Source organism: Microcoleus sp. AR_TQ3_B6, assembly GCF_036702785.1.
In the GTDB taxonomy this organism is placed as follows: domain Bacteria; phylum Cyanobacteriota; class Cyanobacteriia; order Cyanobacteriales; family Microcoleaceae; genus Microcoleus.
Genome location: NZ_JAUBVJ010000068.1, coordinates 29375 through 44999 on the forward strand (window position 1 = coordinate 29375; position 15625 = coordinate 44999).

Here is a 15625-nt window from a genome sequence, read left to right on the forward strand (position 1 = left end):
GATAACTATCATGGTTGGGAGCGCGGACCTTACGATTTGAGATTTGAGATTTTAGATTTGAGATTTTAGATTTGAGATTTGAGATTTTAGAAGTGGGAATGACTGATAACTATCATGGTTGGGAGCGCGGACCTTACGATTTGAGATTTGAGATTTGAGATTTTAAAATTGGGAATGACTGATAACTATCATGGTTGGGAGCGCGGACCTTACGATTTGAGATTTGAGATTTTAGATTTGAGATTTTAGATTTGAGATTTTAAAAGTGGGAATGACTGATAACTATCATGGTTGGGAACGTCGGTCTTACGATTTGAGATTTGAGATTTGAGATTTGAGATTTTAAAAGTGGGAATGACTGATAACTATCATGGTTGGGAACGTGGGTCTACAGCTGCCTTTTTTTTGCTGGTGTTAGATATAGCGGTTGTGGGGTAGATTAGGTAGACAATTTAACTTAAAAAGCTTGCCAAGACAGGGTTTCGGCGTACTCCATCTTTATGAGGAGAAAGGCTATATTAAAATCCAACTAAACTATGAACTTAGAATAGAGCGCTCGAATTTTTTTATCACGACATCGGTATTGTATCGCAGTGTCCCCAGGCTATATTAAAATGATCGAGTTGTAGATTTTAATTTTTAATTATTTATGGGTATTTGGCAAGCCGACTTTTACCGCCGCCCTCTCCAAGACGAAACTGGCAAACCACTGTGGGAACTCTTAATTTGCGACTCGGAAGGCAGTTTTCAATTTAGCGCTGTTTGCCGCCAGGGGGCCGCAAATTCTAATTGGCTAGCCTCGCAGTTGCAGCAACAAGCTCAAATCCAAAATTTGCCCGACTTGATTCAAGTATTTAGACCTCAGTCTCTGAGCTTAATCGAAGCTGCGGGCAAAGTTTTGGGTGTCAAGGTAGAAGCGACTAGGCGGACTGCGGCTTTGAAATTGTTGCTGCAACAACGCGCAAAAGAATATTCGAGTATGCCTAATTATACAGGTGAAACTTACAGCCCGATCGCCCTCGACTCGCCCCCGCCCGTACCCTTACCCGAAAACCTCTGGGGCGATGGCTGGCGTTTTGCTTCCCTACCCGCCGGCGACATTGAAGATGCTTTCCAAGGGCGTCCCCTGCCAATTTTGGAAATGCCAGAATTGCTGTTACCGCTGAATTTGGGCTTGGCCTCAACAGTACCCGTACCGGGAGTTGTGATTGACGGCGGACGCCAGTCTATGCGGTTGGCTAAATGGCTTCAGGATGTCAAACCATTGGCTTTGAATTATATCGCTGGAGCACCGGACGGATTGATATTAGAAGCTGGGTTAGTAGATAGGTGGGTTGTGGCTACTTTTGAAGATAGCGAGGTGAAAGCAGCGGCCCAAATTTACCAACAGCGCAAGCAATTAAGTAAAGGATTACATTTTTTGTTAGTGCAGCCCGATGATAGTGGCATGACTTATACAGGCTTTTGGCTGTTAAATTTTGAGCGATAAGATGTAAATAATATTATTTGTGATGTCGCGCGCGCGCCCAAAAATAGTAAAACACTGCCCGAACTCAGTTCCAGCAGATACAGACTTAAACACAACTTTTAAAACAGCTTCTTGAGCAAGCAAGAGATAGTGCGGCTCATTTACTCTACAACTAAAATCAATCCGTTTTGGATGCCCTGACACACTCGGTGGATGTGGCACTTGTCTTTCTCGTTAAGACCTTTCTGGGCTAGCATGGCTGACTTCAGCAGCCGTCTGTCAAGGGGGGTAATTTGGCGAAAAGCAAATATGCGCTCGACGATCGCCTCGATCGAGATTTTGGGGACGTTACCAGAGCTGACTGTCATGACCTTAACACGCTAAAAGTACGTAACAGAACTGTGTACCTTTATTTTTAAAGATTTCGTGAAGTTATAATGTGATTAAAATCACATACTTTTTGTGACAATATAGTGTATGCCCGGTGACTGTTGTCACGAAATCTTCAATTATCTTTACCCCAACTTACCGATGGCCCGATAGAATCACTCTTGTGAAACTCAGGCAGACAGTAAAAATGGCACAAGCAAAGATCGGAATTATCGGCGGCAGCGGTTTGTATAAAATGGAGGCCCTCAAGAATATTGAAGAGGTAAAAATTGATACAGCTTTTGGCTCCCCCTCGGATGCCGCAATAGTGGGAACTTTGGACGGTACGCCGGTAGCATTTCTGGCTAGACACGGCCGCAACCACACTTTTTTGCCCTCAGAAGTGCCTTACCGGGCAAATATTTATGCCATGAAAAGTTTGGGAGTTGAGTATTTAATCTCAGCCTCGGCAGTTGGTTCCCTGAAAGCAGAGGCGAAACCTTTAGATATGGTAGTGCCGGATCAGTTTATCGATCGTACAAAAAATCGAGTTTCTACCTTTTTTGGAGAAGGAATAGTCGGTCACATCACATTCGGCGATCCGGTTTGCGGCGAAGTGGCTAAAGTATTGGCAAGTGCGATCGAATCCTTGAACCTCCCCGACGTTACCCTGCACCGGGGCGGCACCTACGTCTGCATGGAAGGCCCCGCATTTTCCACAAAAGCAGAATCCCACCTTTACCGCAGTTGGGGGGCGACAGTCATCGGCATGACAAATTTGCCCGAAGCAAAATTAGCCAGAGAAGCAGAAATTGCCTACGCAACTTTAGCATTAGTCACCGATTATGACTGCTGGCATGAGGATCACGACAGCGTAACAGTAGAAATGGTAGTTGCCAACTTGCACCGCAATGCAGCAAATGCCCAAAAAGTTATTCAAGAAACAGTACGGAGGTTAACAGAAAATCCCCCCGTTTCCGAGTCCCATTCAGCTTTGAAATATGCAATTCTGACTCGGCTGGATCAAGTGCCGATCGCAACTAAAGAGAAAATGGGTTTGCTATTGCAGAAGTATTTGTAGTTGAAATTGAAGCGGTAATCATCAGGTTATGCGTGATTCCAGATGTGTAAGGTGCGCAGTGCGCACCTTACATCATAGGGAGAAAGCAGAAATATTTGGGATCAAATTAATATCAAATTGAGGCGAATTACTATTTGCAAGTGACCGCTCGTATTACGATTCTTCCTTCACTTTATGTAATTGGCAATTTGAATAATTTTAGTGGCAATCCAACGGTGTTTGTGGGTCACTTACGAACCTACTTTAGTTTTTAAGGGTGATGGGAAAAAGGTATAAGTGGATTTTTTTTAATCCTAGCCTTTTGAGACTGGCAATTACAGTGAGGTAAGAGGTAGGGACACCGCACCGTGCCCATTTGTGTCAACTGCAATCTGAAAGCCGCTCTTAGACTTAATTCCCTGTATAATAGCTTAAGTCCTCTCAACAGAACTAATTAAGTTTAAAACTCTTCTTAGTATTCTTCAGAGGACTCAATCTTTGAGGCAGGGGTTTTAACCCCTTTCGGAGTAAGGGTTTGACGCTAATTTTACACTAATGGGCTCTGGGAGTGTCCTGACGCGGATTGAGCGCTCAGTAATTTTTTTAGGTGGTAATTTTACGAGGAAGTTATGATTAATAGTGCAGTTGATTCAAATCAAATCATTGATGTTGCAGTTGTGGGTGGTGGTGTTTCTGGGACCTACGCTGCTTGGCGGTTAGCATCTCATCACAAATCTTCTAAGATTCGTCTCTATGAATTGAGCGATCGCATTGGTGGCCGGTTACTATCAATGACAATGCCGGGGATGCCTCATGTTCAGGCTGAGTTGGGGGGGATGTATGTGACGGAATCTCAGACTATAGTCTGGGAATTGATTAAGTTGCTGAACCTGAAGACAACACTTGCTGACTTTAGTAGTCCGGGAGTACGGGCATATATTCGGGATAGGCATTTGTTGATGAGTGAATTTAACCAACCGGATAAAGTACCTTATAATTTACGGCCGGATGAAGCAGGTAAAAATTATGAGGAATTGTTCAATTTGGCTGTTGGGCGGGCAATTCCAGGGAGAGATTTAACTCCTGCTTATTTTGCTTCCGAAGATTGGAAGCACGATCGCGAAACGCTGAAAATTGACGGTCAACACTTGTATGACTTGAGTATTTGGGAAGTGTTGCTGAAGGAAATGAGCAACGAGGCTTATAATCTCTGTTTGGATACGGGCTTTTTCTATTCGGATTTGGGTACTTGGAATGCGGCTAGTGCGATCGCTACGAGTATGTCTCTTCCCTACACAAGTACTTGGTACATGATGGCTGATGGCTACCAAACATTACCGGAAACCCTCGCGAGAGAATTTGAGAGAGAGGGTGGGGAAGTATACCTAAATCATCGCTTAAAAACCTTCGATCGCACCTCTGAAGGACTGATTAGGTTAAATTTTGTCGATCGCGCTGGCCATTCCCTCCCGCCTGTGTTCGCGAAACATCTGATTTTGGCAATGCCGAAGCGATCGCTAGAACTGTTGGCTGTAGAAAATCAGCAGAATTTCCTATTTAGCAATTCAACCTTTCAGGATAATATCCAAACAGTTAGCAGCGATCCCGCTTACAAACTTTTCCTCGGGTATCATCATCCTTGGTGGCATCTACTAGATATTCAGGGTGGTACTTCTACTACAGATTTGCCCATGCAAAGGTGTTACTACTTCGGTACAGAAAGCGCACAAGGGGGCGATCCGAACAATCACAACTCGCTATTATTAAGTGTTTATCCTGATAATATTGCTGCGGGTTTTTGGCTAACGATGGCTTATAATCCAGATGAACCAGAAAAACGTCCAGCTTTTCGCGGAGAACTAGCCGAAACACCGGAATTGACAGCTTTTTTCAAAAGTGATGGTTGTATTACGACAGACCCCTTAGTTGCTTCTCAGAATATGGTACGGGCGGCCCAGCAACAAATCAAAGCCCTACACAATTTGCCAGGTATTCCAGAACCTTATACCGCCCTTTATATCGACTGGCAAAAAGATCCCTACGGGGGTGGATGGCACTCTTGGAACCCCCGTTGTCAGCCTTGGAAAGTGATGAAACAGATGCGGCATCCGATTCCTGGTACTAATGTTTATGTCTGTGGCGAAGCCTATTCAAATGTGCAAGCATGGGTGCAAGGAGCGTTGAATAGTGCAGAATTAATGTTAGAGGAAAACTTTAACTTGAGTCGGCCTGCATGGTTGCCAACCAGTTATGATTTGGGGTCATAAAATTCCTTTTAATTTTCGTCAATCCCCGCAGTAGGGACACGGAAGAGCCCTGTCCCTACCTGTATAGGAAACTAATTACCGACTTCCTAAGATAAACTCTCCCACTGAGGATTCTGTAAAATAATCGCATCCTGCTGCTGCTGCAAATAACTCGGAATTTCCCCCGCCAACTCCCGACGGCGCGAGATTCATTGCTGTTGCCACTAAATACATGGTTTGATACAAAACCCCAACGTGTTTTAATATCAGACTATAGGCCATTGATTCATGGCCCCAATTTACTCTCGAAAACCGAGAGGATAGCAGAATTAAAATCTGTGGTTCTACCTCTATCTCTACTGACAAGCCTGCACTTTTTAGCAAGGCTTCTACCTGCTTTGTTTTCCCAGAAATTTTACAAAGTTGGTGATCTTGGGGTGCATAATAATACAACCCAGCATCAATATTTTCACAGAAATTGATAGCAGTATAAATCTCTAAATCGTAGCAAGCGCCTCCGGTTGGATAAGGCCTATTGCTGCACTCCATGTTATCTCTCGGGACAATCTCGCGCACTCTCGCGGAACGATAGAGAAATTCTCCTAATTGTTCAACAGTAATCGGCTTTTCTCCATGTTGCCGAATGGATTTTCTTTCTTCTAAAATTGCTGTAAAAGGTCTATCTATTTGTTTCAAACTGTCAAGGTTGGGTTTATAAAGATTAATAATCTCGTTGGATGGTTTGGCTTTGAGCACGGGTGTCGGTTCGATTTGCCCTAAAAATCGAAAGGTTTTACCAATCTGATTGGAATGTCGGCCACCGCGACTGCGCGAGTGAAATAATAAATCGTGAAATTCCCATTGAGTTAGAGTTTCACTTTTTTCTAAGCTGCTATTGTTGCTAACAGATGATAGCACTTCAGTAGTTAACAAAAAGCTGATAAATAATCGGGCAGTGGCTTCAGAAATCCCCGGAATCTTGGTTAAATCCGAGATGGCTTTAGGTTGCGAGAGTTCGTTGATTAAAGCTGCACTGCGCCAATCTTTGAGGATAATTTTTGCTTGGGAAAGGGGTGATTCTACCACAAGATGTGATTTCTCTGAGTGGCAATAGGCAAAGCGTGAAAGTTGATAGTTGTTATCAGTAATTGTCTCGGATAATTGCCATTTATAGGGTGTGGCTATGGGGACCGCTGTAGCGAGGGAACTGCCATCTATCTCTAAGGTATGGTAAATTAAACCCAGGAGGACAAATTGTTCTAGATAGTAGTAGAATTTAGCGAGAGAGGAACTGCCCTCCGTAGAAACTACCACTTGAGTTAGGGCTTTTTTGCTTGCGCCTGCGGTAGAAAGAATTTTAATCGCGGCAAGAATTCCGGGGGAGAGTTTGTTTATGTTAAATTCCCTGTATGGGGCTTTTAAAATTAAGCCTTTTTCGGCATCCTCAATTAGAGAAATTTCTGGCTTAAAAGTTAGAATAATTTGGGGTATGGTTTCACTCATAATTAACCTTAAAAGAATATGGGAAATGGGTTTACTTGGTGCTCTGGAATGGGTGCATCTCGCCAGCCTAATTTAACGGGAATGTCATAAAGTCGCCCTGGTGCTAAGCGTTTCCAAAAGTGCCGCATTCCTGGTACTATGACTTTAATTACATTTAACCCAATGTCTGGCCTGGTTTGATCTAAAACAAAGGTTTCTAAGCCTAATGTTTCAGCTATTTTTACGCACTTTTCAACGTCTGCTTTTAAATCATCGCTGGCTAAGGGGGGATAGTCAGATAGTAATTTTAAAGGTTGAGAAGTATCGGGCGTTAAATAAGATTTATTTTCTAGGGTGGCGGTTTTGTGCCACTCAACGCTGAGGCCGTCGGAAACGCCGTAATTTGTGCTACCATCGCTGTTGAAGGTTAATACTGCGGGTAAAGATTGATTGACTTCTGTTAAAGCGCGAGATAGGGCAATTTTGGGATCGAAATGTGCGCCAAAACCGAAAATAATGTCTTCGATTTCTCTGTCGATGCGGTGAGAAAGGGCGGCAAAAACGGGGATATTAAAATCGCTGGTGAGGTCTAAAACCCACAGCGATCGCTCTATACTTTGATAATAGTTTCTAAGTTCTTGAATGTAGGAATCGTTAAAGCTATCTAAATCAACGGCGGGGACTTTAACCCGATTGTACCACCACAAGGCAACGCTATCTCGCTCCACTAATTCCATAAACCCTTGCAAAATTGCCTCTTCTTTGGTATGGCCGGCGGCGGCACCGTTGGAGTCGGCCCAACAGTCGGGTTTTTCTGGTTTGGGATAGCCGTAATAACAGTAAGCTGTGGGTAAATATTTGACTCGTTGATGAGTTAATGACCAAATTGGTGTCCAGTCAATTACTCGGCTGGCATCAAAGGGTTCGGGGACTCTTTGAAAGAAGCTTTTACAGCTTCTATTCCAGTCGTGGCGAGTGTTATATTGCGCTGCACTAAAACCCATGCAATCATTCGGGTGAATGGCGGTTTCTCCCAGGGTTTGATAGCTGGCTTTTTTGCGGATTTCGTCGCCTTGAAATACCCCGGAATATCTCTCAATGGCTTCTCCCAAGGCGCTGGCTTTGGCTTGTTCGTCGGTTTTGCCTTTACCGGCACTTCTGCCGCGTAAGTTTTGTTTGAGGAAGTACAAGTCATCGAACATCGTAGCGAAATTGTGGCCGGCTAAGTAGTTCGGTGTTAAAGCATTGGCTGTTTGGGGAACTTTGAGTAAACCGCGCACAACTCCGGTTATGGGACTGATTTGACTGTCAAATTTTTCCAGGGTTTCTGTTGGGGAAAAGCCGCGATGACCGCCATCGGCGGTAAAGGTTTTTTTCTGGCTTTGGAGGACAAAGGGCTGGATTTCTTGTGGCCCAGGTGAACCGCATTCGGGGCATTGGGGGCGTTTAGTTATGGTGTGGTTGGTGGTTTTGAGGGTTTTGGTGTCAAAGGTAATTATTGTATTTTCTAAATTTTTATTGTTGCCTTGGACAATCCATTTGGCTAGTTCAGTGGCGGCTAAATTGAAACTTATTTGTAGGGTAGCTGGGAGGTAAGATGGGGGTGTTAATAAGGGTTTTGTTTGATGTTTTTGACGCTGGATGAAGCTTTGGGTGGGGCGATTGGCTCTCAGGCGTTGGGCGAGACATTCCCAGCAGGCGGTAGTTTTGGGGTGAAAAATGGGGCCGAGCCAAATTGTTGAAGCTGTAGGTTTTATCAGTAGCCAAGGGTTGCCTGTTTGGAGGGCTTTTTGGTTAAATTCTCCCACTTCTGGTTGGAGGTAATCGTCGGTTAAGATTAGGGTGATTTCGGCGGTGGTTGAAGTTTGAATGCCGAGGGTTTCTAGGGCGCTGATACAGGCTTCTGCAGGGATTTTGCTGTAGGAAGTGACGGCTACTTTGAGGGATTGTAGGCGCGATGTGGCTTGCTGAGGGGAGATGTTTAAGAGGGTGTAGAAGGCGGCGGTTTCTTCGCGGAGGGAGGTGTCGTTTTCGATCAGGTGGCCTTGTTTTTCTAGCAGGCCTAGGGTATAGTAAATTTCAGCGGGTGACGCTTGACCTCGCAGTTGAGCGACGATTTGATCGGGGGTGTTGTGGCCGTTAATTAAGGGGGTTAATAGTTCGTAAAGGTGGCTTGAGAGGACGAAGGAATCTGACTCGGAGATTAGGAATACTCCCACCGATTTGATGATTTCGACTGTTAAGCAATTTTTAAACTTTGGTTGGGAGAGCATCCTGAAGGGTGTTTAGTATAATTTTTGAATTGATTTTAGTATAAAGTTAAGCGAGTAATATCAAAGCCGGGGCGGGTTTAGTGACTTTTTCGTTTTCATTGTAGATATTTGGTGAACCCGCCCCTACAGGAACTATGGTCGCTCAACTGGACACGATCTGATATCATTTCCGTTTGATTCGGCTTTATAATATCATAATAATTTTTGTAGGGGCGGGTTCGCCGAGATATTTGATAATTATTAACAAATAGTGTTTTGGCAACCCCGGAAAAGTCAACTGTCCTCAAATGGCCCCGCTGCGACTAGAGAGCCAAGCGGGGCCGGAAAACTGTCGAGCTACGGGTGTAGCCGGAGGTAAGCTAAAGGGACTTTAGGACTTAGGAAGCATATCAGGGGGTATCTCTCCCCGCTGCTCCAGCCCAAACGAAATCTGTTCCTCTGTCAAATCATCGGGTTTTGGAGGTAGGGGCATTTCGTAAATAACCGTCTCCCCTTCAGTACCTCGAAGGACGGAAACTGCATTGGGAGCCTGATTTACTTGAACTTCTACAAAATCTTCCAGAATTAACCCATTTTCTCGCAGCGTGGCTGCGGGATCGTTGAGTAGACGGTTATACAAAGCTTCGTCCAACCATGCTTGACCAATCAGTCGGGCTATTTGTGTTTCCCAACTTTTCCAATCCTGGGGAAAAGCCATAATTTTCTCCTAGCTCCCTTTTGTGGGAAATATAGATTTTGCTGTTATTGTATAGCATATGCGTTCTCTACAGTTTCGATCGGCAACTATTGACCGCAGCCTGGCTGATTGTATCATCTTAAATGTTGTAGGGGGTTCACCAGCAATATTTTGTTAAGAGAGATTATATCATCAACCCGCCCCCACCCAACGACAAATCTCCCGATCGCTTCATGTCATATCCTATCTGATGAATTGACCATCATAATATTCCGGCCGGGGCGGGTTTATCAGATGGTTGATTTTCACCAAATATTGTTGGTGAACCCGCCCCTACAGCTTTTCGATCGTGGTGTGGTGAAAAATGTGTATTTTTACGGACTTTCGCGATCGCACAGGCCTTTTTATTCTCGATAGGTTAATATCATTAACAAGCACAATACCCACCAGCGCACACACTATGCTCGGACTTAACGGATATCGTATTGTACAAGAAATTCACAGCGGCGTAAAAAGTCTGGTTTATCGAGGCTACCGCGAAGGCGATCGACAACCTGCGATCATTAAACTCCTCAAGTCCGAGTACCCAACCCTTGAAGAAGTTACCCGCCTCAGAAATGAATACAAAATTGCCCAACCCCTAGACTGTCCCAGCATCACTAAAGTCTATAGCCTAGAAAACTATCGTAATAGCTTTGCCCTCATCTTAGAAGATTTTGGCGGCTCCTCCCTCGACCAGTTACTTACTAACCAAACCTTCTCTTTAACAGAAGTTCTGAGAATTGCCATTGTCTTAATAGATGCCTTAGATTATTTGCACCGCCATTCGATTATTCACAAAGATATTAAACCGGCCAATATTATTATCAACTCTGCCACAGGCAAAGTTAAACTCACTGATTTTAGCATTTCCTCGCGCCTCGAAAAAGAAAATCAAGCCGTTAGCAATCCCTCCGAACTGGCGGGGACTCTCGCCTATCTCTCCCCGGAACAAACGGGGCGGATGAACCGCTCGGTAGATTACCGCAGCGACTATTATTCTTTAGGAGTGACTTTATACGAAATGCTCGCGGGTCAGTTACCTTTTGTCACTGAAGACCCGATGGAATTAATACATTGTCACTTAGCTAAACAGCCTTTACCACTTTGTGAAATTAGAGAAGTTCCCCAAGTTATTTCTGATATTGTAATGAAACTATTAGCCAAAACCGCGGAAGAGAGATATCAGAGTGCAGCGGGATTAAAATTTGACTTAGAAACTTGTTTAAATCAGTTGCTTGCTACGGGAACAATAGCACATTTTGCCATTGCCACCCGCGACAAAGGTAGCCAACTCCTGATTCCACAAAAACTTTACGGCCGCGAACAGGAAGTAAGAGAATTATTAGTCGCCTTTGAAAGAATTAGCCAATCCTCTGTCACCCCCAACCCCCTTAGTAAGGGGGCTTTAGAACAAGAAGAGTCCACCCTTACCCCCCTGTTACCAAGGGGGGCCGAGGGGGTTCAAAGCTATGCTTTACAAGAATCCACTCTTGCCCCCCCCTTACCAAGGGGGGCTGGGGGGGTTCAAAGCCATGCCGAAATGATCCTCGTTTCCGGCTATTCCGGTATTGGCAAAACCGCCATTGTCAACGAAGTTCACAAACCCATTGTTCGCCAGCGGGGTTATTTCATTTCCGGCAAATTTGACCAATTTAACCGCAACATTCCCTACTCAGCCATCATCACCACTTTTCAAGCCTTAATCAACCAATTACTCACAGAAAATCCAGCCCAAATTGCCAGTTGGAAACATCAACTTTTAGATGCCCTGGTTCCCAATGCCCAAGTCATTATTGATGTCATCCCCGAAGTAGAATTTATTATCGGTTCTCAGCCAGAAGTGCCACAATTAGGGCCAACAGAATCACAAAACCGCTTCAATCGAGTTTTTCAACAATTCCTCAAAGTCTTTTGTCAGCCCCAACACCCCGTTGTCCTTTTTTTAGATGACTTACAGTGGGCAGATTCAGCCTCCCTGAAACTCATGCAACTGCTGATGAGTGACTCTGATAGCCAATATTTGTTAATTATTGGAGCCTATCGCGATAACGAAGTCAATCCCACTCACCCTTTAATTCAAACCTTAGAAAAAATCCGCGACTCGGGGGCTAATCTTCATAACATAACCGTCCAACCTTTAGCGCTAAATCATGTTAGCCAACTGATTGCCGATACTCTCAATGAATCCGCAGCCACAAGACGCATTCAATCTTTTTCCGAACTCCTCTTTAGCAAAACCCAAGGCAACCCTTTCTTTTTAACCCAACTGTTAAAAACCATGAGCTCGGAAAACCTCCTGAATTACGAAGCCAGCAGCGATAAATGGCAATGGGATATCGATGCAATACAAGCTATTGGCATTACCGATTTAAACGTTGTCGAACTGATTGCCAGAAACATTCAAAAGCTACCAGAGGTTACTCAGAAAGCCTTAAAACTTGCCGCTTGCATTGGCAACACTTTTAACTTAGATGTTTTAGCCATTGTCAACGAAGCATCAGAAGTAGTAACGGGGGCGCAGTTGTGGCCGGCGCTTCAGGCGGGTTTGATTTTGCCCCTGTCGGAAGCCTACAAAATTCCCTTGGTATTTCTCGAGTCGGAATCTGAATCAGTGTGGCTGCAAGATGTGAAAGTAGATTACAAATTTTTGCACGACAGAGTGCAGCAATCTGCCTATTCTTTGATTCCCGAAACCGCTAAAAAATCAACTCACTTCAAAATCGGTCAATTGCTGCTGCAAAATACCACAGCAGAAGAACGCAAAAACAATATTTTTGCCCTGGTTAATCAATTGAATTTTGGGATAGAGACAACCACAGAGGAATTACCGCTACTAGCCACCCAGTCAGACAAAAACCTGTTAGCAGAACTTAACTTGATTGCCGGTAAAAAAGCTAAAGCATCCGCAGCGTTTGAAGCGGCTGTTAATTATTTTAATATTAGTTTGGGACTGCTGGCTGCCGATAGTTGGCAGAGTGATTATGACTTGACCCTGGCTATCTATGTAGAAACTGTTGAAGCCGAATATTTAAACACTAATTTTGAGCGTTCTGAACATTTGTCAGAACTGGTTTTGCAACAAGCTAAAACACTCCTTGAAAGAGTCAAAGTGTATGAGCTAAAGATTCAGTCTTATATGTCTCAATTACTGATGCAATTAGCGATTGAAACAGGACTTAACGTTTTAGAAAAACTAGGAGTATCTCTGGAGCAGACCTGTGGAGAACCTACAGTTTTGGTACAACAAATTCGTACAAAGTTGAACGAGGTAAATAAAGAAATTGAGGATTTAGAGAAACTGCCACTAATGACTGATCCCTATAAACAAGCAGCTATTCGGATATTACTAACTATCATCCCGGCTGCTTTTATTGCAAATCCTGCCTTATATCCCCCTATTACATTTAACGGAGTTAATCTCTGTATCGAATATGGAAACCCGCCCCAAGCCGCAGGTATTTATGCTTATTACGGCCTGCTGCTATCAGGGGTAATGGGAGATGCTAATTCTGGATATCGATTTGGTCAACTTGCTTCTCGGTTGTTGGAACAATTTCATATCCCAGAACTTAAAGCTGTAGTTCTGCATCTGTTTAATTCATTTATCAGACATTGGAAAGAGCCAGCCAGAGACACTATTGAATCATTAATGGAAGGAATTAACAGCGGATTAGAGACTGGAAACATGGAGTATGCGTCTTATGCTGCTATTGGGTATTGCAGTCATCTGTTATTTACTGGGATGGACTTGGAAACAGTGGCAGAAAAATATACACAATATACAGATTTAATTGTGAAACTTAAGCAAGAATATTCTATTTATTATATCAAAATAGATCGGCAAATAGTCTTAAATTTGTCCGGTCAATCGACCGAAAAATATCGCTTAGTGAGTGACAGTTTTAATGAAGAAGAATTTCTGCCTTATTTTCGTAAAAACAATAGTGTAAATTTGCTGTGTGAGGCCTATTCTTCCAAAACCATTCTCTCGTATTTCTTTAAAGATTATGCCCAGGCAGTTGAAAACGGTAAGCTAGGGGCCGAATACGGAAAAAATAACGTTGGGATGATGGTGACAGGTCAACTCAACTTTTACTACTCCCTCAGCCTCCTCGCTCAATATCCCAACGTCAGCGAAACCGAACAGAGAGAATATCTCGAACAAGTAGCCACCAATCAAGAAAAAATGAGACATTGGGCCCACAATTGCCCCGCCAACTATCAACACAAATACGAGCTCGTAGAAGCAGAAAAAGCCCGAATTTTAGGAGACTACCCCGCAGCCATCACCCTCTACGATGCGGCCATTACCGGAGCCAGAGAGCAGCAATACACCCAAGAAGAAGCCCTTGCGAACGAACTCACCGGAGAATTTCACCTAACTCGCGGCCAAGAAAACATGGCCCGATTCTTCCTCCTAGAAGCATACTACTGTTACATCCGCTGGGGAGCCAAAGCCAAAGTCAAAGACTTAGAAACGCGATATCCGCAATTGTTCGCCAAAATCAACGCTCAAAAACCCGCTGAAACCAGTCTCAACTTAGCCACCATCATCACCAGTAGCAGCAATTCCGAAGGATTTGACTTAGCCTCCGTCTTCAAAGCAGCCCAAGCCATCTCCAGTGAAATAGTCCTCAGTGAATTGCTGACAAAATTAATCAAAATCGCCATTGAAAATGCCGGCGCACAAACCGGATATTTGCTACTCAAACACTCAAATACATTAACCATAGAAGCGGTCGGACGAGTCGAAGGCGACAACATTACCCTATCACTCATTCCCGATCGACCCCTCGCCGAAGTCCTCCCCATGAGCGTCATCAACTATGTAGAAAGAACCCAAAAAAGTGCCGTCTTAAACAATGCTACTACCGAGGCAATCTTTGCCACAGACCCCTATATTGTTGCCCATCAAACCAAATCCATTCTCTGTACTCCCATCATCAATCAATGTCGCTTCATGGGTGTAGTTTATTTAGAAAATAATCTAATAGAAAAAGCCTTTACTTCAGCGCGAATAGAAGTTGTAAAACTCCTATCTGCCCAGGCATCTATCGCCTTAGAAAATGCTACTTTGTACCAAACATTAGAGCAAAAAGTAGAAGAGCGCACCGCACAATTAGCCAAAGCTAATACAGAAATATTGGTTTTGAACGAACGGCTAAAAGTAGAAAACCTGCGCATGAGTGCGGAACTAGACGTAACCCGCCGCCTGCAACAAATGATTTTGCCTCAACAGCAGGAATTAGAGTCAATTGCAGGGCTAGAAATTGCTGCATTCATGGAACCGGCTGAGGAAGTTGGCGGCGACTACTACGACGTACTAAATCACGGCGGTAAAGTTACAATTGGCATCGGCGATGTGACAGGACACGGTTTAGAAAGCGGCGTGTTAATGATTATGGCGCAAACAGCAATTCGCACTTTGTTGGTTCACAATGAAACCGACCCTGTTAAATTATTGCAGACGGTCAACCAAACGCTTTTTGACAACGTAGAGCGCATGAATTCCGGTAAAAATATGAGCCTTTCTTTGCTGGAATATCGGGACAACACGCTGCGTTTGAGCGGACAGCATGAAGAGGTGATTGTCGTGCGTTCCAGCGGCGAAGTAGAGCGGATTAATACCATTGACTTAGGCTTTCCGCTCGCCTTGGAAGCAGATATTGCCGGTTTCCTTGCTTCTACTGAAATACAGTTGAATTCGGGGGATGTTGTCGTACTCTACACTGATGGAATTACCGAAGCTTTTGATATGAATAAACAGCAATACGGTATCGAGCCATTGATTGACGTTGTTGTTCTTAACAGGGAACAGTCAGCAGCAGAAATTAAGCAAGGTGTTATTGACGATGTGCTGCGATATATGGGGGATCAAAAAGTATTTGATGACATTACTTTGGTAGTAATCAAACAGAAGTAATATCCGGAAACTGTTGACTGTTGACTGTTGACTGTTGACTGTTGACTGTTGACTGTTGACTGTTGACTGTTGACTGTTGACTGTTG

Annotated in this window: 10 protein-coding genes; 6 read left to right on the top strand and 4 right to left on the bottom strand. The window is 44.0% G+C overall.

All coding sequences use genetic code 11. From position 1 onward, the window contains the following. Positions 1 to 649 precede the first annotated feature (649 nt). The gene (locus QUB56_RS26340; RefSeq protein ID WP_332959181.1) at positions 650 to 1489 is read left to right on the top strand and encodes a Tab2/Atab2 family RNA-binding protein; all 840 of its coding nucleotides are present in this window, start codon (positions 650 to 652) and stop codon (positions 1487 to 1489) included. A 140-nt stretch (positions 1490 to 1629) separates the two neighbouring features. Here QUB56_RS26340 and QUB56_RS26345 read toward each other — a convergent pair whose 3' ends face one another. Then, entirely contained in the window at positions 1630 to 1836 is a 207-nt protein-coding gene (locus tag QUB56_RS26345; protein WP_332959182.1) for a hypothetical protein, read from the bottom strand. A gap of 209 nt (positions 1837 to 2045) precedes the next feature. Here QUB56_RS26345 and QUB56_RS26350 point away from each other — a divergent pair, with 209 nt between their 5' ends. The 3 genes from QUB56_RS26350 (at position 2046) to QUB56_RS26355 (ending at position 5164) form a co-directional block, all read left to right on the top strand. Beyond that, entirely contained in the window at positions 2046 to 2918 is an 873-nt protein-coding gene (locus QUB56_RS26350) for an S-methyl-5'-thioadenosine phosphorylase (RefSeq protein ID WP_332959183.1), read from the top strand. A gap of 116 nt (positions 2919 to 3034) precedes the next feature. Further along, positions 3035 to 3172 carry a hypothetical protein gene (locus QUB56_RS37400; RefSeq protein ID WP_445243398.1) on the top strand — a complete coding sequence of 46 codons (138 nt, stop codon included), beginning with the start codon at positions 3035 to 3037 and terminating at the stop codon, positions 3170 to 3172. Between the two features lie 354 nt (positions 3173 to 3526). Then, positions 3527 to 5164 carry an FAD-dependent oxidoreductase gene (locus QUB56_RS26355; protein WP_332959184.1) on the top strand — a complete coding sequence of 546 codons (1638 nt, stop codon included), beginning with the start codon at positions 3527 to 3529 and terminating at the stop codon, positions 5162 to 5164. Between the two features lie 75 nt (positions 5165 to 5239). On the opposite strand, the gene QUB56_RS26360 is transcribed toward QUB56_RS26355, so the two are convergent. The 3 genes from QUB56_RS26360 to QUB56_RS26370 all read right to left on the bottom strand — a co-directional run bounded on the left by QUB56_RS26360 (position 5240) and on the right by QUB56_RS26370 (position 9595). Beyond that, positions 5240 to 6646 (bottom strand): SagB family peptide dehydrogenase, encoded by a 1407-nt coding sequence (locus QUB56_RS26360; protein ID WP_332959185.1) that lies wholly within the window; start codon positions 6644 to 6646, stop codon positions 5240 to 5242. Positions 6647 to 6654: 8 nt separating this feature from the next. Next, entirely contained in the window at positions 6655 to 8898 is a 2244-nt protein-coding gene (locus QUB56_RS26365) for a TOMM precursor leader peptide-binding protein (protein ID WP_332959186.1), read from the bottom strand. 370 nt (positions 8899 to 9268) lie between these two features. Next, positions 9269 to 9595 carry a hypothetical protein gene (locus tag QUB56_RS26370; RefSeq protein WP_332959188.1) on the bottom strand — a complete coding sequence of 109 codons (327 nt, stop codon included), beginning with the start codon at positions 9593 to 9595 and terminating at the stop codon, positions 9269 to 9271. A gap of 273 nt (positions 9596 to 9868) precedes the next feature. On the opposite strand from QUB56_RS26370, the gene QUB56_RS26375 reads away from it, so the two are divergent. Next, complete coding sequence (locus QUB56_RS26375; protein WP_332959189.1) at positions 9869 to 9991, top strand: hypothetical protein; 123 nt, start codon at positions 9869 to 9871, stop codon at positions 9989 to 9991. Between the two features lie 43 nt (positions 9992 to 10034). Further along, positions 10035 to 15539 (top strand): protein kinase domain-containing protein, encoded by a 5505-nt coding sequence (locus tag QUB56_RS26380; protein WP_332959190.1) that lies wholly within the window; start codon positions 10035 to 10037, stop codon positions 15537 to 15539. Positions 15540 to 15625: the final 86 nt, after the last annotated feature.

Excerpts from the sequence above, each read along its gene's own strand:
- QUB56_RS26350 (WP_332959183.1), top strand. The coding sequence starts at position 2,046 with ATGGCACAAGCAAAGATCGGAATTATCGGCGGCAGCGGTTTGTATAAA.
- QUB56_RS26360 (WP_332959185.1), bottom strand. The coding sequence starts at position 6,646 with ATGAGTGAAACCATACCCCAAATTATTCTAACTTTTAAGCCAGAAATT.
- QUB56_RS26345 (WP_332959182.1), bottom strand. The coding sequence starts at position 1,836 with ATGACAGTCAGCTCTGGTAACGTCCCCAAAATCTCGATCGAGGCGATC.
- QUB56_RS26355 (WP_332959184.1), top strand. The coding sequence starts at position 3,527 with ATGATTAATAGTGCAGTTGATTCAAATCAAATCATTGATGTTGCAGTT.
- QUB56_RS26380 (WP_332959190.1), top strand. The coding sequence starts at position 10,035 with ATGCTCGGACTTAACGGATATCGTATTGTACAAGAAATTCACAGCGGC.
- QUB56_RS26365 (WP_332959186.1), bottom strand. The coding sequence starts at position 8,898 with ATGCTCTCCCAACCAAAGTTTAAAAATTGCTTAACAGTCGAAATCATC.
- QUB56_RS26370 (WP_332959188.1), bottom strand. The coding sequence starts at position 9,595 with ATGGCTTTTCCCCAGGATTGGAAAAGTTGGGAAACACAAATAGCCCGA.
- QUB56_RS26340 (WP_332959181.1), top strand. The coding sequence starts at position 650 with ATGGGTATTTGGCAAGCCGACTTTTACCGCCGCCCTCTCCAAGACGAA.
- QUB56_RS26375 (WP_332959189.1), top strand. The coding sequence starts at position 9,869 with ATGGTTGATTTTCACCAAATATTGTTGGTGAACCCGCCCCTACAGCTT.